Source organism: Kitasatospora sp. NPDC094019, from assembly GCF_044764505.1.
Lineage (GTDB): Bacteria > Actinomycetota > Actinomycetes > Streptomycetales > Streptomycetaceae > Kitasatospora.
In genome coordinates this window covers 18,520-41,859 of sequence record NZ_JBIWIF010000012.1, presented here as the reverse complement: position 1 = coordinate 41,859, position 23,340 = coordinate 18,520, and the positions used below count along the sequence as shown (strand labels likewise).

General features: G+C 72.8%; 28 protein-coding genes and 1 pseudogene. 12 read left to right on the top strand and 17 right to left on the bottom strand.

Going from position 1 to position 23,340, the window contains the following annotated elements; genetic code table 11:
• The first annotated feature begins 384 nt into the window (after window positions 1-384).
• Both ACIQ9P_RS25615 and ACIQ9P_RS25610 read left to right on the top strand, forming a co-directional pair.
• Window positions 385-1,116, top strand: coding sequence for a MerR family transcriptional regulator (locus ACIQ9P_RS25615; RefSeq protein WP_402360487.1), 732 nt, complete (start codon window positions 385-387; stop codon window positions 1,114-1,116).
• Window positions 1,117-1,228: 112 nt separating this feature from the next.
• Complete coding sequence (locus tag ACIQ9P_RS25610) at window positions 1,229-2,014, top strand: ATP-grasp domain-containing protein (protein ID WP_402360484.1); 786 nt, start codon at window positions 1,229-1,231, stop codon at window positions 2,012-2,014.
• 45 nt (window positions 2,015-2,059) lie between these two features.
• Here ACIQ9P_RS25610 and ACIQ9P_RS25605 read toward each other — a convergent pair whose 3' ends face one another.
• Window positions 2,060-2,602, bottom strand: a complete 543-nt coding sequence (locus ACIQ9P_RS25605; RefSeq protein WP_402360482.1) for an MOSC domain-containing protein — start codon at window positions 2,600-2,602, stop codon at window positions 2,060-2,062.
• 79 nt (window positions 2,603-2,681) lie between these two features.
• On the opposite strand from ACIQ9P_RS25605, the gene ACIQ9P_RS25600 reads away from it, so the two are divergent.
• Window positions 2,682-3,305 (top strand): hypothetical protein, encoded by a 624-nt coding sequence (locus ACIQ9P_RS25600; protein WP_402360479.1) that lies wholly within the window; start codon window positions 2,682-2,684, stop codon window positions 3,303-3,305.
• Between the two features lie 83 nt (window positions 3,306-3,388).
• Here the strand turns inward: ACIQ9P_RS25600 and ACIQ9P_RS25595 are convergent, their stop codons facing one another.
• Together ACIQ9P_RS25595 and ACIQ9P_RS25590 are read right to left on the bottom strand one after the other, a co-directional pair.
• Window positions 3,389-3,985 carry a hypothetical protein gene (locus ACIQ9P_RS25595; protein ID WP_402360477.1) on the bottom strand — a complete coding sequence of 199 codons (597 nt, stop codon included), beginning with the start codon at window positions 3,983-3,985 and terminating at the stop codon, window positions 3,389-3,391.
• A gap of 346 nt (window positions 3,986-4,331) precedes the next feature.
• Window positions 4,332-4,817, bottom strand: coding sequence for a hypothetical protein (locus ACIQ9P_RS25590; RefSeq protein ID WP_402360474.1), 486 nt, complete (start codon window positions 4,815-4,817; stop codon window positions 4,332-4,334).
• A 161-nt stretch (window positions 4,818-4,978) separates the two neighbouring features.
• Between ACIQ9P_RS25590 and cpt the strand changes: the two genes are divergently transcribed.
• Window positions 4,979-5,512: a chloramphenicol phosphotransferase CPT gene (gene cpt / locus ACIQ9P_RS25585; protein ID WP_402360472.1), complete on the top strand. Its 534-nt coding sequence runs from the start codon at window positions 4,979-4,981 to the stop codon at window positions 5,510-5,512.
• Window positions 5,513-5,617: 105 nt separating this feature from the next.
• Here cpt and ACIQ9P_RS25580 read toward each other — a convergent pair whose 3' ends face one another.
• The 6 genes from ACIQ9P_RS25580 to ACIQ9P_RS25555 form a co-directional block, all read right to left on the bottom strand.
• Window positions 5,618-6,154, bottom strand: coding sequence for a GNAT family N-acetyltransferase (locus ACIQ9P_RS25580; RefSeq protein WP_402360469.1), 537 nt, complete (start codon window positions 6,152-6,154; stop codon window positions 5,618-5,620).
• A gap of 128 nt (window positions 6,155-6,282) precedes the next feature.
• Window positions 6,283-6,855, bottom strand: a complete 573-nt coding sequence (locus ACIQ9P_RS25575) for a hypothetical protein (RefSeq protein WP_402360466.1) — start codon at window positions 6,853-6,855, stop codon at window positions 6,283-6,285.
• Window positions 6,852-8,261: a hypothetical protein gene (locus ACIQ9P_RS25570; protein ID WP_402360464.1), complete on the bottom strand. Its 1,410-nt coding sequence runs from the start codon at window positions 8,259-8,261 to the stop codon at window positions 6,852-6,854. The genes ACIQ9P_RS25575 and ACIQ9P_RS25570 overlap by 4 nt, the downstream gene beginning before the upstream one ends.
• The gene (locus ACIQ9P_RS25565) at window positions 8,258-9,067 is read right to left on the bottom strand and encodes an ATP-binding cassette domain-containing protein (protein WP_402360461.1); all 810 of its coding nucleotides are present in this window, start codon (window positions 9,065-9,067) and stop codon (window positions 8,258-8,260) included. The genes ACIQ9P_RS25570 and ACIQ9P_RS25565 overlap by 4 nt, the downstream gene beginning before the upstream one ends.
• A 72-nt stretch (window positions 9,068-9,139) precedes the next feature.
• Complete coding sequence (locus ACIQ9P_RS25560) at window positions 9,140-9,961, bottom strand: zf-HC2 domain-containing protein (RefSeq protein ID WP_402360458.1); 822 nt, start codon at window positions 9,959-9,961, stop codon at window positions 9,140-9,142.
• The gene (locus ACIQ9P_RS25555) at window positions 9,958-10,524 is read right to left on the bottom strand and encodes an RNA polymerase sigma factor (RefSeq protein ID WP_402360456.1); all 567 of its coding nucleotides are present in this window, start codon (window positions 10,522-10,524) and stop codon (window positions 9,958-9,960) included. The genes ACIQ9P_RS25560 and ACIQ9P_RS25555 overlap by 4 nt, the downstream gene beginning before the upstream one ends.
• A 410-nt stretch (window positions 10,525-10,934) precedes the next feature.
• Between ACIQ9P_RS25555 and ACIQ9P_RS25550 the strand changes: the two genes are divergently transcribed.
• Both ACIQ9P_RS25550 and ACIQ9P_RS25545 read left to right on the top strand, forming a co-directional pair.
• On the top strand, window positions 10,935-12,242 hold the full coding sequence (locus tag ACIQ9P_RS25550; protein WP_402360454.1) for a hypothetical protein: 1,308 nt from the start codon (window positions 10,935-10,937) through the stop codon (window positions 12,240-12,242).
• A gap of 416 nt (window positions 12,243-12,658) precedes the next feature.
• Entirely contained in the window at window positions 12,659-13,276 is a 618-nt protein-coding gene (locus ACIQ9P_RS25545) for a hypothetical protein (protein ID WP_402360451.1), read from the top strand.
• Between the two features lie 73 nt (window positions 13,277-13,349).
• Here the strand turns inward: ACIQ9P_RS25545 and ACIQ9P_RS25540 are convergent, their stop codons facing one another.
• Both ACIQ9P_RS25540 and ACIQ9P_RS25535 read right to left on the bottom strand, forming a co-directional pair.
• Window positions 13,350-13,964, bottom strand: a complete 615-nt coding sequence (locus ACIQ9P_RS25540; RefSeq protein WP_402360448.1) for a YdeI family protein — start codon at window positions 13,962-13,964, stop codon at window positions 13,350-13,352.
• A 318-nt stretch (window positions 13,965-14,282) separates the two neighbouring features.
• The gene (locus ACIQ9P_RS25535; protein ID WP_402360445.1) at window positions 14,283-15,086 is read right to left on the bottom strand and encodes an isocitrate lyase/phosphoenolpyruvate mutase family protein; all 804 of its coding nucleotides are present in this window, start codon (window positions 15,084-15,086) and stop codon (window positions 14,283-14,285) included.
• Window positions 15,087-15,723: 637 nt separating this feature from the next.
• On the opposite strand from ACIQ9P_RS25535, the pseudogene ACIQ9P_RS25530 reads away from it, so the two are divergent.
• Window positions 15,724-15,935, top strand: a pseudogene (locus tag ACIQ9P_RS25530) (DUF397 domain-containing protein).
• Between the two features lie 614 nt (window positions 15,936-16,549).
• Here the strand turns inward: ACIQ9P_RS25530 and ACIQ9P_RS25525 are convergent.
• The 3 genes from ACIQ9P_RS25525 to ACIQ9P_RS25515 are packed head-to-tail and all read right to left on the bottom strand — an operon-like array spanning window position 16,550 to window position 17,443.
• Window positions 16,550-16,987, bottom strand: a complete 438-nt coding sequence (locus ACIQ9P_RS25525) for an NUDIX domain-containing protein (RefSeq protein ID WP_402360443.1) — start codon at window positions 16,985-16,987, stop codon at window positions 16,550-16,552.
• 19 nt (window positions 16,988-17,006) lie between these two features.
• On the bottom strand, window positions 17,007-17,210 hold the full coding sequence (locus ACIQ9P_RS25520) for a hypothetical protein (RefSeq protein ID WP_402360440.1): 204 nt from the start codon (window positions 17,208-17,210) through the stop codon (window positions 17,007-17,009).
• Entirely contained in the window at window positions 17,207-17,443 is a 237-nt protein-coding gene (locus ACIQ9P_RS25515; protein ID WP_402360437.1) for a hypothetical protein, read from the bottom strand. The genes ACIQ9P_RS25520 and ACIQ9P_RS25515 overlap by 4 nt, the downstream gene beginning before the upstream one ends.
• Window positions 17,444-17,579: 136 nt before the next feature.
• On the opposite strand from ACIQ9P_RS25515, the gene ACIQ9P_RS25510 reads away from it, so the two are divergent.
• The 5 genes from ACIQ9P_RS25510 (at window position 17,580) to ACIQ9P_RS25490 (ending at window position 19,706) form a co-directional block, all read left to right on the top strand.
• Window positions 17,580-18,392 carry a Scr1 family TA system antitoxin-like transcriptional regulator gene (locus tag ACIQ9P_RS25510; protein WP_402360435.1) on the top strand — a complete coding sequence of 271 codons (813 nt, stop codon included), beginning with the start codon at window positions 17,580-17,582 and terminating at the stop codon, window positions 18,390-18,392.
• Window positions 18,393-18,402: 10 nt separating this feature from the next.
• On the top strand, window positions 18,403-18,615 hold the full coding sequence (locus ACIQ9P_RS25505) for a DUF397 domain-containing protein (RefSeq protein WP_402360432.1): 213 nt from the start codon (window positions 18,403-18,405) through the stop codon (window positions 18,613-18,615).
• A gap of 168 nt (window positions 18,616-18,783) precedes the next feature.
• The gene (locus ACIQ9P_RS25500) at window positions 18,784-18,990 is read left to right on the top strand and encodes a DUF397 domain-containing protein (RefSeq protein ID WP_402360429.1); all 207 of its coding nucleotides are present in this window, start codon (window positions 18,784-18,786) and stop codon (window positions 18,988-18,990) included.
• Between the two features lie 230 nt (window positions 18,991-19,220).
• Window positions 19,221-19,433 (top strand): DUF397 domain-containing protein, encoded by a 213-nt coding sequence (locus ACIQ9P_RS25495; RefSeq protein WP_402360426.1) that lies wholly within the window; start codon window positions 19,221-19,223, stop codon window positions 19,431-19,433.
• Between the two features lie 78 nt (window positions 19,434-19,511).
• The gene (locus ACIQ9P_RS25490; RefSeq protein ID WP_402360424.1) at window positions 19,512-19,706 is read left to right on the top strand and encodes a DUF397 domain-containing protein; all 195 of its coding nucleotides are present in this window, start codon (window positions 19,512-19,514) and stop codon (window positions 19,704-19,706) included.
• Between the two features lie 50 nt (window positions 19,707-19,756).
• On the opposite strand, the gene ACIQ9P_RS25485 is transcribed toward ACIQ9P_RS25490, so the two are convergent.
• The 3 genes from ACIQ9P_RS25485 to ACIQ9P_RS25475 are packed head-to-tail and all read right to left on the bottom strand — an operon-like array spanning window position 19,757 to window position 23,336.
• Window positions 19,757-20,629: a metallophosphoesterase family protein gene (locus tag ACIQ9P_RS25485; protein ID WP_402360422.1), complete on the bottom strand. Its 873-nt coding sequence runs from the start codon at window positions 20,627-20,629 to the stop codon at window positions 19,757-19,759.
• Window positions 20,626-22,446: a dipeptide ABC transporter ATP-binding protein gene (locus ACIQ9P_RS25480; protein WP_402360419.1), complete on the bottom strand. Its 1,821-nt coding sequence runs from the start codon at window positions 22,444-22,446 to the stop codon at window positions 20,626-20,628. The genes ACIQ9P_RS25485 and ACIQ9P_RS25480 overlap by 4 nt, the downstream gene beginning before the upstream one ends.
• Window positions 22,443-23,336 carry an ABC transporter permease gene (locus ACIQ9P_RS25475; protein ID WP_402360416.1) on the bottom strand — a complete coding sequence of 298 codons (894 nt, stop codon included), beginning with the start codon at window positions 23,334-23,336 and terminating at the stop codon, window positions 22,443-22,445. Before ACIQ9P_RS25475 ends, ACIQ9P_RS25480 begins: the two co-directional genes overlap by 4 nt.
• Window positions 23,337-23,340: the final 4 nt, after the last annotated feature.

Genomic DNA, 23,340 nt, shown 5'->3' with positions numbered 1-23,340 from the left:
GGCGCTGGTGCTGGTCAGGGCCGTCTCCTCTCACCTGAATTTAGGTAAGGCTAACCTATCCGAGAGGCCGTTCGCCCCCGTCCGTCCGCGCGGGTTCGACGGAGTGACGAGGTGTCGCCGAGGCGCGAGGGGGCATCGGCGGGGCGCAGGAGCGCGCCGTCGGCGCGACGGGACGGCCGCCGCCCCCGGCGACGAAGAGGTAGTCCTCCCCGCCGACCAGTGCGGCCACGATGCGGTCGGCGCCGTTCCAGGTCATCTCCGCCACTCCCCCTCGCCGCTCCCCCGTCCTGACCACCTCAAGCGTATCTTTGATGTGCCCGTTGAAACTTTGCCGCTCTCCGCCCGAGGATTCAGCTGTAAAGTTTCAAAGTGCCATCAGAACCGATGAAGAGACTGCGCCCGGTCGACCTGGGCCGCGAGCACGGCCTCTCGGCGCAGGCCGTCCGCAACTACGAGCAGGACGGCTTCCTTCCGGTCGCCGAACGGACGCCCACCGGGTACCGGATCTACACCGAGTCGCACGCGGCGGCGCTGCGCACCTTCCTCGCGCTCGTCCGCGCCCACGGGCACGCGACCGCCGGGGCGGTCATGAACGCCGTCCACAGCGGCCGGACCGACGACGCCCTGACCGCGCTGGACCACGGCCACGCCCAACTGCTCCGCGACCGGGAGACCCTCGCCTCGGTGCGTGGGGCGGTGGAGCACCTCGCGGAGACCGACGGACCCGGATCCGGGCGCGACCCGGGGACCGGGAACGACGTCGGCCCCTTCCCGCTCAGCATCGGCGAACTGGCACACCGCCTCCGCCTCACCCCGGCCACTCTCCGCACCTGGGAGGCCGCCGGCGTCCTGCTACCCGCCCGTGACCGCGCGACCGGCCACCGTGCCTTCCACCCGGCCGACGTCCGCGACGCCGAACTCGCCCACCTGCTGCGGCGCGGCGGCTACCGGCTCCCCCACATCGCCGCCGTCGTCGGCCAGATCCGTACGGCGGGCGGGACCGGCGCGCTCGCCGCCGCGCTGGCCGACTGGCAGCGGCGGCTCACCGCCCGCGGACTGGCCATGCTGAGCGCCGCCGCCCATCTGGACGCCTATCTGACGGCGGCCCGCGCCTGAACGGACCCGGTCACACCGGCACCGGCGTGACCGGACCGCCCCGCGCGGTGGGCGCGAGCGGGCCCGGCGGGGTGGGAAATCAGCTGGCCGGAGCCGCCGCCGGTGGGCCACCATGCGTGCCATGACACCGCTTCTGCTGCTCGCGCCCCGGATCAACGAGACCGGTCTGCACCTGCTCACCCACGCCCGGCGGCGCGGGCTGCGGGCGCACACCGCCGTCCGCTGGGACGTCCCGGCGGAGCTCGCCGGGCTGCGGCCCGCGCACCTGTACGGCGGGCCGCTGTTCGCCGACGTGGCGGCGGGGGTGCTCGGTGTCGCACCACTGGAGCCACCGGTGGACTGGCTCGCCACCCTGCCGACCGAGCTGTCGGCCCGCCGGGTGGACTGCGTGCCGCTGGCCGAGGCACGCCGACTGCGTCGGCCCGCCTTCCTCAAGCCGGCCGCCGACAAGCTGTTCGCGGCCCGGGTGTACGCCGACGGCAGCGGGCTGCCGGGCCCGGACGCCCTGGACGACGACACCCCGGTGCTGGTCAGCGACGTGGTCGGGTTCGCGGTCGAGTACCGCCTCTTCGTCCTGGACGGCGCGGTGCGGGCGGCCGGCCGGTACGCCGTGAACGGCGGACTCGCGGTGTCGCCGGAGGTTCCGCCGGACGCGCTCGCGTTCGCGGCGGACGCGCTGGCGGCGGGCGGCCTGCCGAGCGCCGTCGTGGTCGACGTCGGCCGCCTCGCCGACGGCACCTGGGCGGTCGTGGAGGCCAACCCGGCCTGGGCGAGCGGCGGTTACGCCTGCGACCCGGGAGCGGTGCTGGACGTGGTGCTCCGGGCCGCCGGTCCGGCCGACGCGTTGGCGCCCGGGGACGTCGCGTTCGCCCGTGCGGTGCCGGAAGTCCTCCGCTGACGGGAGGCCCTCCGCCGAGGGGTGCGCCTCCGTGCCCCGGGAGCCTCAGACGCGGTCGAGCGGGCGGTGCGGTCCGGGCGGCAGTTCGGCCTCGACCCCGTCGCCGGGCCGGATCACACCGCCGGCCCGGACCACACCCATGATCCCGGCCCGGCGGACGATGTTGCCGTCCTCGTCCCGCCCCACGACCCGCTTCAGCAGGCCGTCCTGGAAGCCGTCGATCTGCAGGCAGGGATTGCGCAGCCCGGTGACCTCCACCACCGCCTCCGCGCCGATCCGCAGCAGCGTGCCCACCGGCAGGCCGAGCAGGTCGATCCCGCGCGTGGTGACGTTCTCGCCCAGCTCGCCGGGCGCCACCGTGAACCCCTGCTCGGCCACCTCGGCGAACAACTCCTCGTGGATGAGGTGCACTTGCCGCAGGTTGGGCTGCGTCGGATCCTGCGCCACCCGCGAACGATGCTTGACTGTCACCCCCGCGTGCACGTCGCCCGCCACGCCGAGCCCGGCGACCAGGGTGATGCTCGGCCGGTTGGGCTTGGTGAAGGTGTAGTCGGCGCTGCTGCTGACCGCCGTGACCGTTCCACTCATCCGTGCGCATCCTCCTGTGCGGGAGCAAGATCCCCACCTACCCTAGACCTGCCCGTCGAGAGTCCGGAGGCGCGGGGCGATGACCGGTTTCACGAACAGACCCCAGGACGCCGCCCCCCGGTCGGTCCGGGCGCGGCTGCGGGCCGCACTGGAGCTGGGCGACCACGGCGAACTGCGCTCCCTGTACGAGCGGTTGGGGCGCCCCCGGGTGGAGGTGCCGGGACTCGCGGAGAACGTCCGGGCGGCCGTCGTGCACGCGTACGCGCCGGTCTGCGGCCCGCACAGCGACCCGCGCTGGCGGACGGAGGCGCTGTGCACCGAGCCGCCCGCCCCGGTCGACTCCGCCGAACGGCTCGGCCGGGCGGGGGCGGCGCTCGCGGCGCTCGGGGTGAACCCGTGGGCGCCGATGCCGTGCGGCCTCTACTACGACAAGGGCTACGGCAACTTCGACGTGATCCTCCACGACAACGAGCTCGACGACCCGGACCACCCGGGTGAGCTGTTCGTGTCGCAGCTCGGACTGTTCGTGAACGGCGACGAATGGGACGACCGCTACCGGGTGGCCCTCACCGGGGCCGGATTCCACTGGGTGGACGAACGGGCCGGCGGGGTACAGGTCACCGGTCTGCAGGTCCGCTACTTCGGCGAGTGGCAGGAACTCTGCGTCGACCACTTGCTGTTCCAGTGGCAGAACCGACCCTGAACCCCGTCGCGCCCGGGGAGCGGGTGGCCGCCGGGGTCGGCGTCGGTGCGGCACCGACCCCGGCGGCACTCACCGCCGCCGGATCAGATGTCGATCCAGAACGCCTCCATCCAGCGGGCCTCGTCGATGCTGCCGATCCACTGGTCGTACGACCACTGGTCCGTACCCTTCCAGCCGACGTTCTGCACGTGGGCGGCGGCCTTCATCCGCGCGTTGCTGCTCCACAGATGAATCGCCTCGACCGCGTAGCCGTTGATGTTGTAGATCGTGGCCTGGTAGCTCGAAGGCACGTGGACCGGAGCAGTGCTGCCCGCCTCCGCGAAGTGCACCTGCGTGTGGAAGTCCAGTCCACCACCCACAGTGAAGGTGATGCTGTCGATCGGGTCGTTGTGGCCCTCGGTCCCGGTGAAGCCCGGACCGTCGCTGCACACCGTGTTGGTCCATACCCCGCTCCGCGTGTGCGCCTGGAAGCACACGTAGTACGACCTCGCCGTACCGGACTCGACCGCCTCCGCGCGCGCCGCGTCCACCGCCCGGCCCAGTTCCGGAGTCAGCTTCTCGATCTTGACCTCGGCATTCGCCGCAGGAGCGGACGGCCCGGCGGCCTGGGCCGCCGGAACCATGCCGAGGATCGTGCAGGCCGTAAGCACCGAGACGGCGGCCAGTGCGCGGATTCGCATGATGAATTCCCCTTTCGGATTTCCGATCAACTGCTTTGTGTACGTAATGAAATAGCATCCAACAGCCTCTCGTCATGCGATATTCGGACAGACTTTCGGCCACCCGAGCAGGGCCCCACAGCCCGACACGTGCGCATCGCGTACGTCGACCTCGACACCGTCGCTCCGGGGATCTCGCCGTTCGAGGACCTGCCCACCCCACCGCTCGGCAACGGGTTCCGGATGCACGACGGACGACCGTCGTCGAGGACCAGGACGCGGAAACCTCGGATGAACCAGCGGAGAACATCGCCCCGCACCCGTGCGTCCGGGACACAATGGCCAACGGGGCCGCCCTTCGAGCGGATTACCACCGGTTTCTGACGCGGTGCCCCAAAGCGCTCGGTTCCGTACGAGGAATCATCACCGATTCGGTCCGCCGACGAATCGGCGAACCTGCCCGGGCGCCGCGCTGACCGAAGAGGCGCTTGAGGCCATTCGGGCGCTCAGGTCGACGCTCGCCCTCGATCTCCTCCTGCGCGGAGATCAGCTCGCCCACGCCGATCCGGAACCGGATCTCGTCGTACGAGCGCTTCATGCGGACCAGCAGTGTGCCGTCCGGCAGCCGGTAGACGTTGCGCTCCGGCCGACCGCCGGGGTTCAGGAACCGGGCGATGCGCTCGGGGACGTAGCTGTCGGCGAGAGCGAGTGCCGCCGTCTCGGCCGCCGCCCGGTCGCCCTCGACCTCCACGGTCCGTGTCAGGTCCCAGCGGTACAGGTCGTAGCCGTGCCCGTCGATGCTCGCGTACCGCTCCGTCTCCTCTTCGAGGACGACGTACCAGGATCCCACCATGGCGGGAGACTACTGCCGCCCAACGGCGACGGCGGACCCACCTGTACCCGCCGGGGCGCTCCGGGGGCCGCACCGGGCTTTCGCGGCGATCGGGGCGGCGACCGAGCCGCGGCCGGGGAAATCCGTGTCGCCCGTTGCCCCGATGACCTTACTGTGGCGCGATGACGACTCGGACGATCATTCTCAACGGTGGCTCCAGCTCGGGGAAGTCCGGGATCGCGCGGTGCCTGCAGGCGGTGCTGCCGGATCCGTGGCTGGCCTTCGGCATCGACGACCTGATCCGGGCGATGCCCGCCTCGATGCGGACGTCGGACGCGGGGATCGAGTTCGCCCCGGACGGCGGGGTGCTCGTCGGGCCGGAGTTCCGGGCCCTGGAGGCGGCGTGGGTCGAGGGGGTCGCCGCGACGGCGCGGGCGGGTGCCCGGGTCGTCGTCGACGAGGTCTTCCTCGGCGGAGCGGCCTCCCAGCAGCGGTGGCGGAAGGCGCTGGACGGGCTGCCGGTGCTGTGGGTCGGGGTCAGGTGCGACGGCGCGGTCGCGGCGGGCCGTGAGCTCGCGCGGGGCGACCGGGTCACCGGGATGGCCGTGTCACAGGCGGACATCGTCCACGAGGGCGTGTTCTACGACCTGGAGGTGGACACGACCCGCGCCGAGGCGATGGAGTGCGCGCGGACCATCGCCGCCCGTCTCGGGTGACGGCGGCGACGGTCACGGACGGCGCGGGTCACGGTCAGCACGGGTCACGGTCGGTGATGGTGACGAGCGGCACGGACGACGGCGCGGGGCCCCGCCCGATACCGGTCAGGCGGCGGGCCGGGCGAGGCGGAAGAGCACGTTGGGCCGGAGCGGGCCCTCGGGGGCGGTCGGGTCGTCGAAGTCGTCGGCCGGATCGCGGGTCATGCCGAGCCGGGTCATCACGGCCTGCGAGCGAACGTTGGTCGCGGTGGTGACGGCCAGGATCTCCGGCAGGCCCAGGGTGTCGAAGCCGAAGGCCAGGACGGCGCGGGCGGCCTCGGTGGCGTAACCGCGGCCCCAGGCGGACCGGGCGAGGCGCCAACCGATCTCCACCCCGGTGAACGGCACCTCCTCGTCGACGTCGTCGAGTCCGGCGAAGCCGATGAACTCGCCCGTCTCCCGGACCTCGACGGCCAGCCAGCCGTAGCCCCGCCGGTCGATGTCGGCCTCGAAGCGCGCGACGCTCTCGTCGCTCCGCTCCCGGGTGAGCGGCTCGCCCAGGTGTTGCCGGACCTCGGGGTCGACGTTCATCTCCGCCCAGGTTGCGAGGTCGGCCTCCCGCCAGCGACGGATCAGGAGACGGTCGGTGTGCAGATCGGTCATACGGCCCACCCAACGTGATCTTCCACCGGACGGCAACCCCATTTGGTCCCGGCCGCGCGGCCGCACCCGCCGTCAGCGCCGAGGCCCGCCGTCAGCGCCGAGCTCCGCCGTCGGCGCCGCACCCGCCGTCAGCGCCGAGGCCCGCCCAGCGCGTACACCGCGGTGCCGACGGCGGCCGCCACGACGGCCGACCAGGTGGCGACGGTCGTGCCGGGCGGCAGCATCGGCCAGGTCAGCACCTGGGCGACGGCGCCCCGTCCGGGCGGGAGGACGAACGAGAGCGCGAGCCCCGCGAACGGCGGCAGCCACGCGCAGGACCGGCCGCACCAGGCCGCACCGAGAGCGGCCAGCCCGGTCAGCCCCGCGCTGTCGCGGACGACGAGGGCGAGATCGGTCGACAGACCGACCCCCGCCCGTGCCGCCGACAGCACCGCCACCGTGAGCACCGCGCCACCCAGGAGGTGCGCCGCCCGGCGGGGCGCCCAACGGATCGCGGCCGTGCGGTCCAGCCCGAGGTCCGGCCCGGCGAGGCCGACAGCCAGCGCCGTCGCCCCGGCCGCGAGGACGAGCACGGACAGCCTCGGATCGTCCGCACCGCCGACGGCCCGGGCGAGGACGGACACCGCCACGGCCCCGGCCAGGACGGCGGCCAGCGCGGCCGGCACCTGTCGCGAGCGCGCGTACAGCGTGACCCACCTCATCGCGTCGGCACCCCCGTCAGTGCGGCGAGCGGGTCGCCCGTGCAGTCGGCCGCGGCCTCGTGCAGAGCGGCCATCCGGCGCCGCTGCTCGGCCACCGGCAGGGTGCGGAACCGCTCCCAGACGGGGGCGGCCAGCTCCAACTGGTCGCCGGGCCGGTGCATGGTCCCGTCGAGCGGACGGAGGTCCCCGAACACCCAGGCCGCGGCGACACTCTGGGCGGCGGTGTCGTCCACGGTGCCGCTCTCGACGGCGCTGCGCGGCCGGCAGAGCGGCGCGATGCCCTGCGCGACCAGGGCCCTGGTCAGCTGCCCGTCGATGGCGTCGCCGATCACCGGATCGTCGAAGTCCAGCAGCACCGAGCCCGCCATGCGTTCCGGCCGCTCACCGAGGGCGCGCGGCTCCCTGGCCTCGGCGATGGTGGCGGGGGCGCCGTCGCCGAGCGCGTCCCGCAGCAGCCGGAGCGCCTCCCGGCCGGGGCCGTTCAGGCCGTCGAGCCGCGACTGCCGCAGCGCCGACACGCACACCGGCCCGTTGCACACCAGGTCGGCCGCGGCCCGGTCGACCACATAGGTGTCCCGGGGGGCGGCCGGGAACACGGCCAGGGCGAGGGCGCCGCCCGCCAGCAGCGGGGCGAGGGCGAGCAGCCGGGCACGCGGACCGGCGGCGGCGAGCAGCGCGAATCCGGTCAGCGCCACCCCGAGGAACCACAGGCCCTGCCCGAGGTGGACGGGAGCGGCCACGGTGAGGAGCGTGTCGCGGACCGGCGCCGTGACCGGGGAGAGCAGTGAGAGCCGGTTGGACACGGCGGAGGCCGGGATCGCGGCGTCCGTGGTCGGCCGGAACACGCTGGTGAGCAGGAAGGCGCCGACGGCCAGCGCGGGCGGGGTGAGCACGGACGGCAGGACCCGCGCGACGCCCATGCCCAGCACCGCACCGGCGGCGAGCGCGAAAGCCCCGAGCAGCGCGATCGGCAGCCAGCCCGCGGAGGTGAACCGGGTGTCGCCGGTGAGCACCCGCAGCGCGCCCACGAGGAGGAGCAGCCCGTACCCGGTGACGAGCGCGAGCACGATCGGGGCCGCCTGGGCGAGCGCCCGCTGCCGGGGCGGCCTGGGCGTGGAGGCCATCAGCTCGGCGGTCCGCGAGCGGTGGTCGCGCAGCCCCTGGAGCGCGCCGAGCCCCAGGGCGAGCGGCCACATGAAGACCAGCAGATGACGGGTCCACAGGGCCATCGAGGTCCACTGCGCCGTCCACCGGGTGGTGCCCGTGTTCCACGGCCCGGGGGCGAGGGACAGGAACGCGAGCGCGGCCGTCAGGATCGCCGCGCCCGCCCACGGGGCGACGGAGCGGCGCAGTTCGGTGCGCAGGAGTCGGCGGGCCGACCGGGCGGGAAGGTTCACGCGGCTCACCAGGCACCTCGCGTCCGTCGCGCCGGGTCGACCAGGAGGGCCGAGTAACCGCGCTCCAGCGGGCTGTCGCCCTCGTGCTCGGGACCGCCCGCCGCGGCGAGCCCGTCCGGGGTGCCGTGGAAGACCAGCCGGCCCTCGGCGAACAGCACCACGTCGGTGCAGGCCGCGGCGACGTCCTCCACCAGGTGGGTGGAGACCACCACGCAGGCTTCCGTGCCCAGTTCCTGGAGCAGTTCGCGCAGGCGCAGCCGCTGCGCCGGATCAAGGCCGACGGTCGGTTCGTCCAGCAGCAGGACCGCCGGGTCGTTGACGATGGCCTGGGCGATGCCGGCCCGCCGCACCATGCCGCCCGACAGGGCCTTCATCCGGTCGTCCGCGCGGTCGGCGAGGCCGACGCGCTCCACGGCGCGCTGGGTGGCGGCCGGGATCTCCGCCGCCGGGACCTCCTTCAGCCAGGCCATGTACTCGACGAACTCGCGGACGGTGAACCGCTTGTAGTAGCCGAACTGCTGCGGCAGGTAGCCGATGCGGCGGCGCAGCGCGCGGTACTCGCCCGGCCCGCCGACGGTCTCGCCGAGCAGTTCCAGCTCGCCGCCCGCGGGGCGCAGCACGGTGGCCAGGGCCCGGATGAGGGTGGTCTTGCCCGCCCCGTTGGGGCCGAGCAGTCCGTGGACGCCGGTGCCGAGAGACAGGTCGAGCCCGTCGACGGCGAGCCGTTTGCGACCGGCCCTGACCTGGAGTCCGGTCGCCCGGATCTCCTGGGCGTAGGTGGTGGGGGCCAGTTCGGCCCTGGTGACGGCGCGCATGGTGCGCGGCCTCCTGTCTGTACGAGGGAGTGAGGGGGTGATGCCGGGGGCGGGGGGGTGATGCGGGGCGGGTCAGCGGTGCTCGCCCGACGCGGTCCAGGCACGGCGGCGGGCGACCACGACCGCCACACCGACCGCGAGCACCGGGCCCCACAGCGGCAGGCCGTCCGCCCCCAGGACGGCGGCGGTCCGGCCGGCTGCCACGGTCGGCGCCACCACCAGCGCGAGCCAGCCGGCGGCCACGGCCGCGGCGGCCCGGGTCACCCCGACCAGCGCGCCGAGCGCGAGGGTCGTCGAGGTGAACGCCAGGCAGGGCAACAGCCACTGCGCCGCCGTCACGCCGGTCGCCCACCCACCGAGCAGCAGTGCGGGGAGCACCACGGCGAGCACGGCGGCGGTGCGCCGCAGCAGCAGCGGCAGTCCGGCGCGCGGGGTGGCGGCGGTCAGCTCGTACGCCGGGTCGAGGCCGCGCGACCAGGCGGCCGCGACACCGCCGACCGGCAGCACGGGGGCCAAAACCAGCAGCAGCGAGACCCGGTCCGGGCCGGGCTCGGGGTTCACCCGGTCCAGCAGCAGCGCGACCACGGTGACGAGCAGCACCATGCCCAGCCACGGCGCCATGGCGGGCGTCGTCCAGGTGGCCAGCCGGGCCGCGAGGCGGCGCGGGGGCGCGGGGGCGGCCACGGCCAGCCGCGGTTCCAGCTCGGACCAGACGGCGGCGGTGAGCGCCGCCACGGTCGGCGTCCCGGTGCCGACCGCCGCCGACAGCCGGTCCCGGCAGGCCGGACAGGTCTCCAGATGGGCTTCGACGGCCCACAGCTCGTCGGCGGCGAGGGGCGTTCCGTCGTCCACATAGCTCGCGAGCAGCCGGTCCGAGGGGTGTTCCACGGTCATGCCAGTGCCTCCCGCATCGCGATCCTGGCCCGGCGGGCGCGGGTCTTGACCGTGCCTTCCGGCAGTCCGAGGACGACGGCCGTCTCCCGGACGGACAGTCCGTCGAGCACCATGGCCCGCAGGACGTCCCTGAGCTCGGGAGCGAGGCGGCCGAGCGCGTCCCCGACGTCGCCGCCGACCGTGCTCAGCAGCGCCTCCTCCTCGGCGGCGGGCGCCACCGGGTGCGGGGCGGCGGCCGGCGGCGGGTCCGCGTGGTGGGCCCGGCGCCGGAACGCGTCGACCAGACGGCGGGCCGCGATCGTCCACAACCAGCCGACGGCCGACCCGCCCGCGCCACTGCCGGCGAAGGACCCCGCCGCCCGCCACACCGCCAGATAGGTCTCCTGCATCACCTCGGCGACCATCTGCTCGTCGGCGCAGCGCCGCCGAAGCCGCACCGCCAGCCACGGCGACGTGCGGCGGTACAACTCCTCGAAGGCGACCCGGTCCCCCCGGGCCACCCGTCGGAGCAGCTGCTCCTCGTCCAGTTCCTGCGGCGCTGCTGCCGCCCGTACACGTCTCACACCTGTTAGACGGGCGGCCGGGCCTGCGGGTTTTCCCCGCGGGGTGATCCCGGTCACACCCGGGAGTGGAGGAGGGGCACCGGCGCGGGCCGACCGGAGGCACCACACCGCCGCGCCGCGATCGGCAGCTCGGTCCCGACGGTTCGGCATCGGACGATTCGAATGCATATGACCGACCGGAATGGTCCAGGACCGCTTCCGTCCAACTGAACGAGCTTCCGGTCGAGTCGAGTTGGGGCGAGGCTGGTGATCGCCGCCAGGGACTGCGAACCCCGGCGGAACACCCGGAGGATCGGCCACACCTGGCGCGGCCTCCGGTGCCGAGGTCCGCCGCGGGCCGCACCGACCAGCGGCGCCCGTGCCTCGGGCGACCTCGCCGAGTTCCCGCCACCACAGCCCTGGAGACCGTCATGCCTTCCTCCCGCCTGCCTCTGCGCACCGCGACCGCCCTCGCCGCCGGTCTGACCGCCCTCACGCTCGCCGCCGCCCCGGTGCACGCCCAGACCGCGCCGGCGCCGGAACCCGGCGCCACGGTGATCGACCATCACGACAAGGGCGGCGCCGGGCAGGGGCCGATCACCCCGTTCAAGGGCCAGGTGGCCGGAGCCCCCTCCGCACTGGCGGCCTCCGTGCAGATCACCCGGTCCGAGGCGATCGCCCGGGCCAACGGCTGGGTCGGCAAGGGCCTCGACTACAGCTGGACGGGGAGCTACCAGGGCTACCGTACGGACTGCTCCGGCTACGTCTCGATGGGCTGGAAGCTCGCCACCCCCGGGCTGGACACCACCAGCTTCGTGCCGTCCGGTGTCGCATCCTGGATCGGCAAGGGCGACCTCAAACCGGGTGACGCCCTGCTGAACGACGCCGCCGGCGCCAACGGGCACGTCGTCATGTTCGACCACTGGACCGACTCCAGCCAGAGCTCCTACGTGGGCTACGAGTTCACCGGATCGGGCGTCCACCACCGGACCATCCCGTACCCCTACTTCTCCGGCCTCGGCACCTACAGGCCGGTCCGCAACAACAGCATCGTCGACGACGTGGTCCGTCGGCCGTCGCTGGTCGGCGTGTACCACCAGGCGAACCAGACCTTCTACGAGGGCAACAACGCCGGCGGCACCCTCGGCTCCGCCAAGTACGGCAACCCGGGCTGGATGCCGCTCGCCGGAGACTGGAACGGCGACAAGGTCTCCAGCGTCGGCGCCTACGACCCCACGACGGGCAAGTTCTACCTCTCCAACGACAACGGCACCACCGCCACGACCGTCACCTTCGGCAACCCCGGCTGGATACCCCTCGCCGGAGACTGGAACGGCGACGGCCGCGACACCATCGGCGCCTACGACCCCACCACCTCCACCTTCTACCTCACCAACGACAACACCAACACCGCCGTCAACGTCACCTACGGCAGCCCCGGCGACAAGCCGCTCGTCGGCGACTGGAGCAACAGCGGCCGCGACTCCATCGGCGTCTACCACCCCGACACCCAGACCTACTACGAGGGCACCATCACCGGCACCACCCTCGGCTCCGCCAAGTACGGCAACCCCAACTGGACCCCCGTCACCGGAGACTGGAACGCCGACGGCACCACCAGCATCGGCGCCTACGACCCCACCACCTCCACCTTCTACCTCACCAACGACAACGGCACCACCGCCAACAGCTTCGTCTACGGCAGCCCCGGCGACCTCCCGATCACCGGTGCCTGGTAGCCCGACCCGATCGGCACCAGCTGTTCCGCACCTGCCGGACTGTCCAGCCCTCGATCCGGCCCCTGCCCCGGCAGGGGCCGGATCCGCGCACTCCCCCGGGCCGCGCCGGGCCACGCAACCGCACGGGCGGGGAGCCCTTCGGAAGCGTCGGAAACGGCAGCGAACCGCCCTTCACCGCACGCCGACCACGGGTGCCGCGGGCCGGAGTGGGAAGTCGACGGAGCCGACGTCCCACTCCCCCAGGAGCCCTGACTGGCCACCCCGATCGGAATCGGGAGCGGCGGGCCCTCGGACGGGTCCCACCCGACGCAGAGCGCTGATTGTCGCTACCGGCTTCCCGGCCGGGCAGCTCACGGATGCGCAGTCGTCGAGCCGGGCGGACGAAATCTGTTGACGCGGTCGGCAGGATGGCTGCCATGGGAACAGACATCAGCGGCTACCTCGAACACCGGGCGCCGCAGGACGGTCGGGAGCCGATCTGGTACGCCTCGTACGACCTCGGCTCGCTGGGCGTGGATCGTGACTACGACGCCTTCGGCTGCCTCTTCGGGGTCCGCAACTACGCGAACTTCCGTCCCTTGGCCGCGGCCCGGGGCCTGCCCGCCGACACTTCGGCCGCGGTGAGCGCGCGGTTGGCGCAGCTGATCGAGTGGTACGGCGAGAACGGCTTCCACAGCATCACGTGGATCACGTGGGCCGAGGTGAAGGCGGTCGACTGGGACGAGCCCGCGGAGAAGCCCGACCGCAGGCTCCACGAATTCCGCCGGACCCCGGAGGGACTCGGGCTCACCGGCAAATCCGGCGTGAGCCCGGCCTTCGCCAAGGCTGTGGGTCTCCGGCCGGGAGAGGTCCGGGAGTGGCCCGAGGGAACCGAGTGGCTCATCGGGGACACCCTCTACAGGTCCGTCATCATCCGCCGGAGAGACGCCGTCAGCGGGACCGGTCAGTGGCAACCCGTCTGGGACGCCATGAAGGGGCTCGCCGCGCAGCACGGTGACGACAACGTGCGTCTCGTCGTGTGGTTCGACGACTGAGCAGGCTGTCGCGGCGACGTGACGACGACGGTGGCGCGTCGATGGTGACGGCCCGTTCCGGGTGGACGCCCGATCAGTACATCGACGGGTCCGCCGGCCTGGCTCGCTGCGGGTGGAACGTCTCGTGCCGGGCCAGCATCGCCACGCACTCGGCGATCTTCCGGGTGCGTGTCGCGGCCTGCTTGACGGCATTGACCCGGCTGATGAGGGCGAAGCGGTTGGTCCTGGTGAGCACCTCGAACATCGCCTGCGCCGCCGGGTCGGCGGCGATCGCGGCCAACAGGTCCGCCGGCACCTCCGCCTCCGACGACGGCGCATAGGCGGCCTCCCACCTCCCGTCGGCCTTCGCGGCGTCCACCGCGGCACGGCCGGCCGGCAGCATCAGGCCGGCCGCCTCCAACCGGGCCACGTTGGCGACGTTGCGCCGGGACCAGACGCTGCGGGGCCGGCGCGGCGTGAGCCGCCTCCACGAACTCTCCTCGTCGCGCTTTCGGGCCTGCCCGTCGATCCACCCGAAGCACAGCGCCTCGTCGACCGCCTGCTGCCAGGTCAGCGTGGTGGCGCGGCCGCCCTTCCTGGTCAGGGCGAGCCACACGCCAGGAGAAGCGGTGTGGTTGTCCAGCAGCCACGCGCGCAGCGCCGCGCCGTCGGCAACGATCAACTCGTCCAGCTCGGTTCCGGTCACCACCGCAGGTTAGTACCGCAACCCGGTACCGCGACCCGTCGGCGTGACTTGTTGAGCCCGCGGCGTCGGCGGCGGCCCGGCCTGGACGACTACCGGCCGACCACGGCTGCGGGAGCGCCGGAGTGGGAAGTCGACGACACCGACTTCCCACTCCCTTGCCCTCACCGGCGGATCATGCGGCTGCTGCCGAGCCACCGGCGGGCCGACCGCCGGTGGCTCGGCAGCAGCGGAGGCCGACGCACGGACTTCGGCAAGCAGAGCTACGAGCGCCGCAACGAGGTCGGGCGTACGGTCACCCGTGGCTGTGCTCTTGACCGCACCTCAGTCCGTGGGCCCGGCGAGGAGCAGCGTGTTGAGGGTGACGTAGTCGAATCCGCCCTCCAGCGTGGTCGTCGTACCCGACTCCAGCAGTTCGCGGGCCGCCCGGTGGACCAGGCCGTACGCCGCCTCGGCGATGGAGGATCCCGCGCTGATGCGGGCGGCCCCCGCCTTCGCGAGCTCGGACACCGGGAGTGTGCCGGGGCCTGCCGCAACGTTGACCGGGAGGGGCTGGGAGTTCACGAGAGCTCCGACCGTCGCGGCGTCCGGTGCACCGAGGACGAAGATGCCGTCCGCGCCTGCCGTCGCGTAGGCGCGGGCGCGGGTCAGGGTTTCGTCCAGCCAGGCCGTGCGGTCACCGGGCGGCAGGCGGTGCGTGTCGATGCGGGCGTTGATGAACAGCGGGATGCCGGACTCGTCCGCGGCCCGACGGGCGGCCGAGATCCGCTCGACCTGCTCGGAGACGGGGCGCAGGGTGTCTTCCAGGTTGACCCCCACGGCTCCGGCCGCGAGGACACCTCGGACGGTCTCGGCCACGCCGGACGCATCGGTCGCGTAGCCGCGTTCGATGTCGGCGCTGACCGGGACGTCGACCACGGCTGTGATCCGCGCGATCGCGCCGAGCGCCTGGTCGCGGGTCATGTGCCCGCCGTCGCCGCACCCGAGCGACCAGGCGACCCCGGCACTCGTGGTCGCGATCGCGGCGGCACCCGCGTCCGCGACCGTCCGGGCGGAAGCACCGTCCCACGCATTGGGCAGGACCAGCGGCGTGCCTGGAACGTGCAGGGAACGGAACCTCTGTGCCACATCGAGAAGTGTTGCCATGAGCAGCATTGCACCACGAAGGCGAGATGGACGACCACGTCCCGCAGCACGGGCCCCGGGCGTCCGACCGCGGATGCCGCAGGCCGGACCGGGAAGTCGACGGCGCCGACTTCCCGGTCCGGCAGAACCCCAGCCAGACAGCGAACCTCCGGTCGAACCCCGTTGCGGTGGGCACCCGGTGGCCGGCCTCGACGGAACCGACAGAGGAAGGGCGTCGAGAGCGCAGGTGGTGCAGCGGCGGTGGTCCGCCGAACTCGCACCCCCTTCTCCTCCGGCGGTCGGCGGGACGATCACCGGCCGCGTGCGGGCGGGAGACGCCAACGCTCTCGGAGAGCTGATACCCGGCGAACCTCGAAGGTCCGGTCCCCGATGCGGTTGCTCGTCGAGGACGCCGGTCCGTCGGCAGGACTGTCGGATCCGGCTGAAAAACTCAGCGGCGTGCCCCTGTGCGACTCCTTCTCCGCCACTGACGACCAGGCCGCCGTCGCGGTTCTCCAGACTCTGGGAGGCCCACAGAGCGGAGGATCCGGCCCTTGTGGAGGGGCCGCCATCGGCTCACAGTGGAAGCACTGCCGATGTCCCCCTGCGGAGATGATCCGTCATGCCTGAGAGCAGCACCATGGATGGCGCCGTAGACCTGTCCGGCGCGGCCTGGTTCAAGTCCTCCCACAGCGACAACGGGGGCACGTGTGTGGAGGTGGCAGGCGACTTCCCCGGCCTCGTTCCGGTCCGTGACTCGAAGGACCCAGCGGGCTCTGTGCTTCTCTTCCCCCCGACGCCTGGCGGTCGTTCGTCGCCGGCGTACAGGTGGGAGACTTCGGCGCCGTCTGACCTGGTCGACCTGTGTGCCCCGGCCGGGAAACCGGTCGGGGCACACAGGTCGAGCACGGCGTCCGAGTGCAGATGCTGAGGGCCAGGGTGGGAACTCGACAGAGCCGACTTCCCACTCTCCCAAGGACCCCGAACCGGGCAGCGGACCCCGATCGAACCCCGTTGCGGCGGGCCACCCGGTGACCCGCCGCGATGTAACCAATAGAGGCGGGCGGCAGAGGCCCTGGCCGAGCGGACGCGAGGAAGGCCCCCGAAGTGGGGAGACCCAGTCTCAAGCTGCTTCCGCCCGGGTCCTCGTAAGGGCAAGTCGGTGCAGCTGTTCGACGAAGGTGACGATGACCGGCGTCGGGAGCGCGGGTGGTGCAGCGGTGGTCAGCGGCCCGCGCCCTCCCGGCCGACGACTGGCGGGTGTTCACCAGCGGCGGGCGAGCGGGCGTGGGTTCGGAGATGGTCCCCGACCGTCTTCCCGGTCGAGCGCGGATGTCGAGCCCGGTACCGTCCGAATCCGCAGGAGGGCAGCGAACTACCTCTGCTGCATGCCGATCACGGGTGCCACAGGTCCGGAGTGGGAAGTCGGCGGCTCCGACTTCCCACTGCCCCAGGGCTCACCGGGGTTATTCGGCGGGGGTGCTGCGGAGGAGGAGGGGGAGGTGGGTGCCTCGAGTGAGGGCGTCGAGGGCGTGGGCGGTGCGGCGGTGGTGGTCGGGGTGCATGGCGTCGGCGAGTCGGGTGTGGTGGATCCAGTGGACGCCGGTGACGGTGTGCGGGGGTCGGTGGCGGGTGGTGGTGGATTCCTGGGCGGGGTTGAGGCGGCCGCCCCAGTGGACGAGGTGGAGGGTCTGGGGGTGGGTGTCGGTGTGGTCGGTGGCGAGGATGCGCAGGAGGGGGAGGACGAGGCCGGTCTGGGTCTCGGTGTGGCGGCGGGCGGCGTGGTGGGGGAGTTCGTCGGTCTCGGCGGGGCCGCCGGGGAGGGTGAGGCCGTGGGTGCGGGTGGTGGCGATCAGGAGGACGGCGCCGTCGCGGTTGAGGATCAGGGCGTGGTGGTGCGGCACGGTGGGGCTCCCGGGGTGATCAGTCGTCCGGCTTGTCGGGGGTGAGCCAGGTGAGGCAGGCGGGGAGTCCGGCGCTGATGCCGGTGGCGAGGATCAGGCCGAAGATGAGGAGTCGGGGTGCGAGAGGTCCGTGGCGGATGGGCCAGCAGACGAGGGTGGCGGCCAGGGCACTGAGGGCGGGGACGCCGAACGCGGCGGTGACGAGCTTGGTGGAGCGGTTCACGCCGGGTCGGCGGTGCGGGGCCGGCTGGGGTGCTGGACGGTGAGGAAGCGGGGGGCGGGGAGGGCCTGGACGTGGGCGGGTTTGGTGGTCCACTCGCAGCCGCCGCCCTCGTGGCGCAGGTAGACGAGCCCGGCGAGGGTGTCCATGTAGACGGCTTCGAGGGGCTTGCCGGAGGTGTCGCGGTGCGCGAGGTCGCGGACGACCTCGCCGACGGCGGGGGTGTAGACGGGCATGGGGGCTCCACTGGTTGCGCTGTGCATTGGGATCACTACGACCCGTATCCATGGTGGGGCGATCGGAGCTACGATCGGAAGGGTTCGCACTGGACACTTCGGCCATGTGGGACTCAGTCGCGGAAGGCTATCGAACATGCGGCGAACAGAACTTGACCCGACGTCATCGCCAGCAGCAGCCTTCGGCGTGCAACTCCGCAGGTCACGCGAGGCGAAGAAGCTCACCCAGGTGGGACTGGGAGCGATCATCGGCTACAGCGACACCCTCGTGTCCTCCATCGAAAGAGGTACACGCAATCCCACTCAGCTCTTCGCCATCAAGGCCGATGATGCGCTTGATACGGGCGGGACCTTGGAGCTGATGTTCTGGAACATCAGCAACACTTCATTACTGGAAGGGTTTTCCGAATACGCAGCCCAGGAGGCCAAGGCCGCCGAGATCCGACACTTCGAACTCGGCGTCGTCCCTGGGCTCCTGCAATCGCCGGAGTACGCCGAGGCTTTCGCATCCGCCGCTGTACGACGGGGAAAGATCACCCAGGAGCAGGCGGACGAGCGGCTCAGCTTCCTGCTGACTCGCCAGAAGCTGCTGGACCGCAGGTCCGCCCCTTGGCTCCACTTTGTCCTGGACGAAGGCTGTCTCCACCGGCTCGTGGGAGGAGCCGAGGTGATGAGACGCCAGCTCCGCCGCTTGGAGGAGCTGGCAACCCGGCCCAACATCACCATTCAGATCGCGCCATACAGTCTGGCGGAGGAGCTGCCGTTCACAATGGTGGTCACATTGCTGGCCATGGCGGACCGCTCACTGCTCGCCTACTCGGAGTGCCAGATGCGGGGGTTCCTCGTTCGGCAGAGCGAAACAACCCGATCCCTGGAAAGGGACTACCATCAGCTGACAGTGGAAGCGCTGCCGAAAGCCGCCTCTCTGGAGATGATCCGTCAGGCGTGAAAGGAACGTCATGAACGGCCCCGTAGACCTGTCCAACGCCGCCTGGTTCAAGTCCTCCCACAGCAACAACGGGGGAACCTGCGTCGAGATCGCCCCCGACTTCCCCGGCCTCGTCCCCGTCCGTGACTCCAAGGACCCCGCCGGCCCGGCGCTCGTCTTCCCCGCCGACGCCTGGAGCGCCTTCGTCACTGGCGTACAGGCGGGCGAGTTCGGCACCGTCTGATCCAACACACTGTGCCCCCGACCGCACTCCGGTCGGGGGCACACGTGTCGAGCCAGGCATGAGCACGACCGTCCGTGGAGTCCGGGTTGGGCAAGAAAGTACGATCGACTCCAGGTGGACGCACTTCCCCAGGCTGAAAGCCTGTGACAAGGAAGGAACTTGAGCGCCATGCACATTGATCTGTCAGGCGCCAGGTGGCGCAAGAGTTCACACAGCAACGGCGGCGGCGGTTGCATCGAGGTCGCCGACGGCTACATCGGTGTCATGCCCGTTCGCGACTCCAAGGATCCCCAGGGCCCCTCTCTGCTCTTCCCCTCCGACGCCTGGCGGTCCTTCGTCACCGCTGTGCGGGCGGGCGAGTTCGGCACCGTCTGAACCCGCGCTCGCGTTGGGCCCCGACCCCTAGAAACCGCCGGTGCGTGCGGGGCCCACCTGTTGGATGTGGTGGGTGCAGGGCAAAGAGTCTTGCAGCACGCAGCCGGGCCAGCAGGCAGGATGCGGAACTGGGAGACGGTACTGCCCCCGGTGGAGCCACAGAGAGGGATTACCATCAACTCGCAGTGAAACCACTGCCGAGATGATCCGTCAGGCATGAAAGGAGCATCATGAACAGCTCCGTAGACCTGTCCGATGCCGTCTGGTTCAAGTCCTCCCACAGCAACAACGGGGGCTCGTGTGTCGAGATCGCCCCCGACTTCCCCGCCCTCGTCCCCGTCCGTGACTCCAAGGACCCCGCCGGCCCGGCCCTCGTCTTCCCGGCCGACGCCTGGAATGCCTTCGTCACTGGCGTACGGGCGGGCGAGTTCGGCACTGCCTGACCTGAACCAATTCCTGGGCCTCGACCGGATTCCCAGTCGGGGCCCAGGTGTTGAAAGACCGCTGCTACCGTGGGCGGCATGACCCCTGTGAGCTGGCGCAAGAGTTCCCACAGCCAGAACGGCGGCAACTGCATCGAGGTCGCCGATGGTTACACCGATCGCATACCCGTCCGCGACTCCAAGGACCCCCAGGGTCCCTCTCTGCTCTTCCCCTCCGGCGCCTGGCGGTCCTTCGTCGCCGCCGTGCAGGCGGGCGAATTCGACACTCCCTGACCCGAACATATTGGGCACCCGACTGCGCTACCGGTCGGGGCCCACACTTGTCACAGCCGCACGGCGGGGCCGACCAACGGGCGTTGAGTGCGGACAGGAGCCTGAGCGGGGAGGATGCGGCGCAGCGGAGTCGGCACACCGCCCCGGCGGGACCACTCGTGGGGATACCCGAGCGACACCTCGTGGAACGGGACGCCGTCCGCCCGCACGGTACGCGGAATGTGCAGGTGGCCGTACACCACTGCCGCAGCGCGGAAGCGGCGGTGCCAGTCGGCCGTCTGCTCGGTGCCGCACCAGAGGGCGAACTCCGGGTGGCGCAACAAATACGTCTCCTCCCGGCGGAGCGGGAAGTGGTTGACCAGCACCGTGGGCACGGTCGGGTCGATTGCCGCGAGGCGGCGCTCGGTGACCGCCACTCTCGCCTGGCACCAGCTCTCCCGATCGGGGAACGGGTCGGCGTGTAAGAAGAGTTCGTCGGTGCAGACCACCCCGGCGGCATGGGCGGCAGCGAGCGCCGCGTCCTTGGTCGTAGTGCCGCGCGGGCGGAACGTGTAGTCGTACAGCAGGAACAACGGAGCCACGGCGACCGGGCCGTCCGGGCCCGGCCACAGCGCGTACGGATCCTCGGGGGTCAACACGCCCATTCCCCGGCAGAGTTCGACCAGGGCGCGGTAGCGGGCGTCGCCGCGCAGTTGGACCGGGTCGTCCGGGAGGGTCCAGAGTTCGTGGTTTCCCGGGGCCCAGATCACCCGGGCGAAACGGGCGGCGAGGAGTTCCAACGCCCCGCCGATCTCGTCGAAGCGTTCGGCGACGTCGCCCGCCACGATCAGCCAGTCCTCGTCGGTGGCCGGGCGGAGGGCGTCGAGCACGGCACGGTTCCCGGCGTGGCTCACGTGCAGGTCGGCGACCGCGAGGAGGTTCACCGGGCCGCCCCGACCGGGGCGGTGGCGGCCAGCAGCCTGCGGGTGTAGGGGTCTTCGGGCTCCGCGAAGAGCCGGTCGACGGTGGCCGTCTCGACGAGGCGGCCGTCCTTCATCACCGCGACCCGGTCGGCGAGGTGCTGGACCACGCCGAGGTCGTGCGAGATGAACAGCAGGGCGAGGCCCAGCTCGCGGCGCAGGTCGGCGAGCAGGTCGAGGATCTGTGCCTGCACCGAGAGGTCGAGTGCGGAGACCGGTTCGTCGCAGACCAGCAGGGCCGGTGCCGGGGCCAGCGCCCGGGCGATGGCGACGCGTTGGCGCTGGCCGCCGGAGAGTTCGGTCGGGCGGCGGGCCAGCAGAGCGGCCGGCAGACCGACCTGGTCGAGCAGTTCGGTGACCCGCTTCCGGCGCGCCTCGCCGCGCGGGACGCCGGTGCGGGCAACCGCCTCGGCGACCAGGCGCTCGACGGTGAAGCGCGGGTCGAAGGAGCCGAGCGGGTCCTGCTGGACGGCCTGGATCCGCAGCCGGTCCGCCCGGCGGCGCCGTTCGGTGAGCGCGCTCCAGGGGCGGCCGTCGAGGAGGACGGCGCCGGTGTCGGGGCGTTCCAGGCCGAGCACGATCCGGGCCGTCGTGGTCTTGCCGGAGCCGGACTCGCCGACCAGGCCGAGGGTCTCGCCGGAGTGCAGCCGGAAGGAGACGTCGCGGACGACAGGGCGGCCGGCGAAGGAGCGGCCGATCCCGTCGACATCGAGCAGCGGGGTGGGATCGTCGACAGCGGCGGCCGGTGCCGGATCAGGCTCGCGGACGGTGAGCGGGACGACGGACGCCGCGGCGGCGGGGTGCCAGCAGCGGGCGCCGAGCGCGTCGACCGGCGGCAGGGTGCTGCGGCAGGTGTCGTCGGCGGCGGCGCAGCGGGCCGCGTAGGGGCAGCCGCCGGGGGCGGCGGCGGGCCGCCCGGCCGGTTCCGGGGCGAGCCGGGTGCCCCGGGTGCGGGCGCCGGGGACGGCGGCGAGCAGGGCGCGGGTGTAGGGGTGGCGGGGTTCGGCGAGCAGGCGTTCGGCGGGGCCGGTCTCGACGATCCGGCCGCCGAACATCACCGCCACCCGGTCCGCGAGGCGGCCGACCACCGACAGGTCGTGGCTGATCAGCAGCAGGGCGGTGCCCCGGCCGCGGAGTTCGTCCAGCAGGTTGAGGACCTGGGCCTGGACGGTGACGTCCAGGGCCGTGGTCGGCTCGTCGGCGATCAGCAGATCGGGTTCGGCGGCGAGCGCGGAGGCGATCAGGGCGCGCTGGCGCAGGCCGCCCGAGAGCTGGTGGGCGTACTGGCCCGCGCGGCGTTCCGGTTCGGGGACGCCGGTGCGTTCGAGCAGGGAGCGGACCCGGGCCGGGAGTTCGGCGCGGGCGGCGAGGCCGTGGACGCGCAGCGGTTCGGCGATCTCGGCGCCGACGGTGCGCAGCGGGTCGAGCGAGACCAGGGCGTCCTGGAGGACCAGGCCGATCCGGCGCCCGCGCAGCTCCCGCCACCGGGCCTCGGTGAGGGTGCGGAGGTCGAGGCCGTCGAAGGCCAGGCGCCGGGCGGAGACGGTGGCGGGGACGCGGCCGCCGGCGCCGGTGAGGCCGACCAGGGTGCGGGCGGTGACGCTCTTGCCGGAGCCGGACTCGCCGACCACGGCCAGGCACTCGCCCCGGTCGAGGGAGAAGGAGACGTCCTGGACGGCGCGCACCGGGCCGAAGGCCACGTCGAGGCCCTCGACGGTGAGCAGCGGCGGGGAGGGATCAGGGACGCCAGGGGCGTCCGGGGCGGCGGCGGGGCGCGTCATGCGTCGGTCCTCCGGGTGAAGCGGGCCTGGGCGCGGCGGCCGAGGACGTTGACGACGAGGGCCGTCGCGGTGATCGCGGCGCCGGGGAAGACCCCGACCCACCAGGCGGTGGCGAGGAAGCGCCGCCCCTGCGAGAGCATCGCGCCCCACTCCGGGCTGGGCGGCTGCGGGCCGAGGCCGAGGAAGCTGAGCCCGGCCGCGGCGATCAGCGCGGTGCCGAAGCCGACGGTGGCGAGCACCAGCATCGGCCCGACGGCGTTCGGCAGCACGTGCCGGACGATCAGCAGCGGGCGCGGCAGGCCGAGTCCGACCGCCGCCTCCACGTACCCGGAGCGGCGGACCACCAGGGTCTCGGCGCGCACGATCCGGGCGTAGCCGGGCACGAAGGCGATCGCGATGGCGAGCATCACGTTGAGCGAGCCGGTGCCGAGCACGGTGACCGCGAGCAGGGCGAGCAGGATCGGCGGCAGCGAGAGCAGGACGTCGGCGAGGCGCATCAGCACCCGGTCCGCCCAGCGGCCGCCGAGCGCGGCGGCGAGGCCGAGCAGGGTGCCGCCGGTGACGGCGAAGACGGTGGCGCCGAGGCCGAGCAGCAGCGAGGGCCGGGCACCGTGCAGGACGCGGGCGAACAGGTCGCGGCCCAGTTGGTCGGTGCCGAACCAGTGCGCGGCGCCGGGCGGGGTGAGCGCCTCCGCCGGGTGGGTCTCGATGGGTGAGGCGGAGCCGAGCAGGCCGGGGGCGAGCGCGGCGAGCAGCAGCAGGGCGAGCCCGGCCAGGGCGAGCAGGAGGGTGAGCGGGGGCCGCCGACGGGCGGGCGCGGCGGGCGCGGCCGGGGCCGGGACGGGACCGGCCGCGGGACCGGTGGCTGGGTCAACAGTAGTGTGGGCCATGGCG

What these genes read in the sequence shown, in the direction of transcription:
- ACIQ9P_RS25575 (WP_402360466.1), bottom strand. Translation starts at nt 6,855, where the DNA reads ATGAGGTGGGTCACGCTGTACGCGCGCTCGCGACAGGTGCCGGCCGCG.
- ACIQ9P_RS25615 (WP_402360487.1), top strand. Translation starts at nt 385, where the DNA reads ATGAAGAGACTGCGCCCGGTCGACCTGGGCCGCGAGCACGGCCTCTCG.
- ACIQ9P_RS25600 (WP_402360479.1), top strand. Translation starts at nt 2,682, where the DNA reads ATGACCGGTTTCACGAACAGACCCCAGGACGCCGCCCCCCGGTCGGTC.
- ACIQ9P_RS25550 (WP_402360454.1), top strand. Translation starts at nt 10,935, where the DNA reads ATGCCTTCCTCCCGCCTGCCTCTGCGCACCGCGACCGCCCTCGCCGCC.
- ACIQ9P_RS25475 (WP_402360416.1), bottom strand. Translation starts at nt 23,336, where the DNA reads ATGGCCCACACTACTGTTGACCCAGCCACCGGTCCCGCGGCCGGTCCC.
- ACIQ9P_RS25495 (WP_402360426.1), top strand. Translation starts at nt 19,221, where the DNA reads ATGAACAGCTCCGTAGACCTGTCCGATGCCGTCTGGTTCAAGTCCTCC.
- ACIQ9P_RS25515 (WP_402360437.1), bottom strand. Translation starts at nt 17,443, where the DNA reads ATGCCCGTCTACACCCCCGCCGTCGGCGAGGTCGTCCGCGACCTCGCG.
- ACIQ9P_RS25610 (WP_402360484.1), top strand. Translation starts at nt 1,229, where the DNA reads ATGCGTGCCATGACACCGCTTCTGCTGCTCGCGCCCCGGATCAACGAG.
- ACIQ9P_RS25595 (WP_402360477.1), bottom strand. Translation starts at nt 3,985, where the DNA reads ATGCGAATCCGCGCACTGGCCGCCGTCTCGGTGCTTACGGCCTGCACG.
- ACIQ9P_RS25560 (WP_402360458.1), bottom strand. Translation starts at nt 9,961, where the DNA reads ATGACCGTGGAACACCCCTCGGACCGGCTGCTCGCGAGCTATGTGGAC.
- ACIQ9P_RS25605 (WP_402360482.1), bottom strand. Translation starts at nt 2,602, where the DNA reads ATGAGTGGAACGGTCACGGCGGTCAGCAGCAGCGCCGACTACACCTTC.
- ACIQ9P_RS25490 (WP_402360424.1), top strand. Translation starts at nt 19,512, where the DNA reads ATGACCCCTGTGAGCTGGCGCAAGAGTTCCCACAGCCAGAACGGCGGC.
- ACIQ9P_RS25500 (WP_402360429.1), top strand. Translation starts at nt 18,784, where the DNA reads ATGCACATTGATCTGTCAGGCGCCAGGTGGCGCAAGAGTTCACACAGC.
- ACIQ9P_RS25480 (WP_402360419.1), bottom strand. Translation starts at nt 22,446, where the DNA reads ATGACGCGCCCCGCCGCCGCCCCGGACGCCCCTGGCGTCCCTGATCCC.
- ACIQ9P_RS25580 (WP_402360469.1), bottom strand. Translation starts at nt 6,154, where the DNA reads ATGACCGATCTGCACACCGACCGTCTCCTGATCCGTCGCTGGCGGGAG.
- ACIQ9P_RS25505 (WP_402360432.1), top strand. Translation starts at nt 18,403, where the DNA reads ATGAACGGCCCCGTAGACCTGTCCAACGCCGCCTGGTTCAAGTCCTCC.
- ACIQ9P_RS25565 (WP_402360461.1), bottom strand. Translation starts at nt 9,067, where the DNA reads ATGCGCGCCGTCACCAGGGCCGAACTGGCCCCCACCACCTACGCCCAG.
- ACIQ9P_RS25590 (WP_402360474.1), bottom strand. Translation starts at nt 4,817, where the DNA reads ATGGTGGGATCCTGGTACGTCGTCCTCGAAGAGGAGACGGAGCGGTAC.
- cpt (WP_402360472.1), top strand. Translation starts at nt 4,979, where the DNA reads ATGACGACTCGGACGATCATTCTCAACGGTGGCTCCAGCTCGGGGAAG.
- ACIQ9P_RS25545 (WP_402360451.1), top strand. Translation starts at nt 12,659, where the DNA reads ATGGGAACAGACATCAGCGGCTACCTCGAACACCGGGCGCCGCAGGAC.
- ACIQ9P_RS25510 (WP_402360435.1), top strand. Translation starts at nt 17,580, where the DNA reads ATGCGGCGAACAGAACTTGACCCGACGTCATCGCCAGCAGCAGCCTTC.